Source organism: Microcoleus sp. PH2017_35_SFW_U_B (assembly GCF_020737865.1).
Classification (GTDB): Bacteria; Cyanobacteriota; Cyanobacteriia; order Cyanobacteriales; family Microcoleaceae; genus Microcoleus.
Window position 1 is genome coordinate 1 of the sequence record NZ_JAEQDE010000204.1, and the last position, 2,417, is coordinate 2,417.

Consider the following 2,417-nt stretch of genomic DNA (forward strand, 5'->3'; position numbering starts at 1 on the left):
TTGTCGGGTAAGGAGGAACACGTCGCCGCGTCCTCCTCCCCTAAGAACCGGACTTGACAGTTTCCCATCATCCGGCTCAAGCCTCCAAAACCTCAGAACGTTTGCCTGTATGTTCATGCCTGTGACAGGCTTTGTGAAGGTGGACAAGGTTTTCCGCTTTGTCCGTGCCTCCGTCTTTCACCCGAATCTTGTGATGGGTGTGCAGTTCTTCTCCATTGAACAAGTGTTCACCGCATACTGGACATTTCCAATTTTGGTTAACCGCTACGTTATAGAGTTTTGAGCCTTTTGCCCAGTACGATTTCCCGTATTTGGATTGGCGGTCTTGCCAGTATTTGGTGAGTGTTGGGTCGTCGGGAGATGCCGTGTCTTTGACTTTGACATGGCGTACTATGGGGATGTATGCCAGCTTCGGCAGGGTTATTAATGTTTCCCTACCATGTCTGTTCTTTAAGGGTTGGGCAAAGTTCCACTTCGTCCCGTTGATTGTTCTGAAGTATTTTTGGGCTATCCAACCTTTCCCCTTTTTCGGGTGTCTTCTTAGCGACCACTTCCACAGCATTTGCCATATTCGGTAGTCTACGTAAGAAAACGTCTCCTTACTGACCTTGTGCTTGTAGTAGTTCCCCCATCCTCTAATGATTGGGCTAAGGTGCTGGATAACTGCCGTTGCTTTTACCGTTTTGTGTTGATTCAGCCATTGTTGAATTCCAGACAGGAATTCTTTGACCTTTTCTTTTTGCGGTTTAATTAAGCATTTACCCTTGTAATGTCGGACATTGAACCCTAAGAAATTGAAGCCCTCATTAATATGAGTGATTTGGGTTTTATCCGTATTAAGTTTTAAACCCCTCTGATTTAGCCATTCTTCTAGGATGGGTTTAATGGCTTCCAAATCCTCACGATTTTCTGCGGTGATGATGAAGTCATCAGCGTAGCGAACAAACCCATATTTGGGTTTGTGTTCCCTCTCTGTTCTTTTTCTACCTTTTGAGTCGGTATATTTGTATTCCTTCGTCTTTTTATATTGACTTAGGAATTTTTCCATTCCGTCGAGGGCTATGTTTGCCAATAAGGGAGAAATAATCCCTCCCTGTGGCGTTCCGCTTTCGGTATCGTGGAATATTTCTGCCTCTACATATCCTGCTTTTAGCCACTGTTTGATTAGCTCTTTACCAGGGATTTCTCCTATGGCATTGAGCAGGTACTCGTGGCTGATATTGTCGAATGCCCCTTTAATATCTGCGTCCAGTATCCATCTGTCGTTCCCCTGAGCGTTTAGTCTTATCCATGTCTGCTCAATTGCGTCATGGCAACTTCTGCCTGGGCGAAAGCCATAGGACTGGGCTTCAAATCTGTTTTCCCAGACTGGTTCCAGGGCATTTTTGACAATTGCCTGTGCTATCCGGTCTTTGATTGTCGGGATACCTAATGGTCTTTGTTTTCCGTTAGCTTTCGGTATGTATACCCTTTTCGTTGGGCGAACTTTCCATAAGGTGTATTCCTTACTTTCTCTGACCAATTTCACTCTTTCCTCTGGAGTTAGAGCCGTCTGACCATCGATGCCAGCCGTCTGTTTCCCTTTGTTTTCTTGAGTGACTCTTCGCACTGACAATAGCAGGTTGGAGTAACTGCGAAGCATCAGTTTCATGAGGCTTCTAACCTTATTCCACTGACCGTTCTGGGCTGCTCGGTAGATTCTCCGTCTCAGGTTTCTGACACGCTTTTTGATGAGCTTCCAATTGATGGATGCCCACCCCTTGAGCGGTTCCTTCGTTCCGATGTCATTGCTGACTCTATCTTTCACGTTGGTTCAATTCCTTTACGCAAAATTTACCGTTGAAGACCCGCTGGAAGTCTGCCATCTTTCGATGCGGGGCAAAGCCTGAACCCCTATCTTCAGCATTACGGTAAAGCATTCGCTTTCTCCAGCATCCCTTACCCTCTGGATAATTCCGTTTTCCTTACGGTCAACCTACTCACGCCATCGACCTGGCTTGAGAATCCATAGGGCTTATCGTGTTCCGTACATTTAACCTTCGACCGATTTGGGTTCCACCTATATTCCGGTGAGAGTTTCGCTCTCTCGTTACTAGCCACAAGGCGCTGCCAGTAACCTACTCACTTGCCTTTTTGGCTAGAGTGTATCAGCCTGATTTCACTCTTTAGACATAACGGAATCTACAGTGATTCACATAACGTTAACCCTTTTCGATCTTCCCCTTGCCCTTTCACTGATTTGGGCTACCAGTTGCGGGGCTTTCATGCCTTGCATTCCAACAGGTTCATTACTTACTACTGTTGTAGGCGGAGTGTGACACTCTTTTATGTGGGGACGGAGAGAGAGAGTTCTCCGGGAGAGGCGGCTCTCCAGTTATTCAGCGCAGATGCGCCTAATGTACGACTTCACGTCGCAC

1 protein-coding gene is annotated in these 2,417 nt (G+C 46.4%); it reads right to left on the reverse strand.

Features of this window, described 5'->3' with window-relative positions:
* Nucleotides 1-76 precede the first annotated feature (76 nt).
* Nucleotides 77-1,807, reverse strand: coding sequence for a group II intron reverse transcriptase/maturase (ltrA, locus tag JGK36_RS33700; RefSeq protein ID WP_293199389.1), 1,731 nt, complete (start codon nt 1,805-1,807; stop codon nt 77-79).
* Between the last annotated feature and the right edge of the window lie 610 nt (nt 1,808-2,417).